At 41.7% G+C, this 812-nt stretch carries 1 protein-coding gene; it reads left to right on the plus strand.

Features of this window, described 5'->3' with window-relative positions; translation table 11 throughout:
- Positions 1-341 precede the first annotated feature (341 nt).
- The coding region (locus A3738_RS26695) for a porin (RefSeq protein WP_156504526.1) at positions 342-812 on the plus strand (471 nt) is incomplete at its 3' end.

The raw sequence follows: 812 nt of genomic DNA on the forward strand, positions 1-812 counted from the left end.
GCCATTAGTAAGCGGCGATACTCTTGTTTAGAAACGAGTGCTGACAAAGCGCATATTTTCTAAACAAGCTGTAACGTGCGAAATGTGAACTTTTTGGCTTAAGATACTTTTGGTCAAACCAACGAGCATACTTTTGGTGCACTCAGTGTTCGAAAGTATGGCAGTCGTGAAAGAAATTGCTCGGTCATTTCGGTTGTAATATTTCTGTCATGGGTGTGAAATTAAATGGGCACCACTTTGGGGTTTCCCATTGAAACTATAAAAAACAATTTAATAGCTATTAAATTAACTAAGAACGAGCGGGCAAGGCCCAATCTTCAATTAGCAATAAGGAAGACGAAATGAAAAAGACTCTGATCGCTTCAGCTGTAGCAGCAGCTGCACTATCTTCAAACGCATTCGCGATGGATCATGCATCTGATCTTGCTGAAAAGCTTGATTTAATGCCAACTATCTACGGTAACATTCAGTTAGTTAACGACACTACTGATGACTCGCTTACAGATGATACTACTTCTGAGTTCGCAGATAACGGTTCTACGCTTGGCTTCAAGCACGAGCACGAGATCGCTTCAGGTATCTCAGGTTATTTCAAAGCTGAGCTTGAGTTCGATGCTGATGACAAAGAAGGTAACGGCGGCCTTAACGGTTTTGACGAAGCTTACATCGGTGTAAAAGGTGATTTCGGTAGCGTTCAGTTTGGTTCTGACGATACTGTTGCTGAAGATTTCGACGTTATGGACTTCGAAGAAGTTTATGGTATCGGAACTGGTAACTTGGTTGGTATGTCTGAAGGTGACAACATCCAATAC

Source organism: Oleiphilus sp. HI0066 (assembly GCF_001635725.1).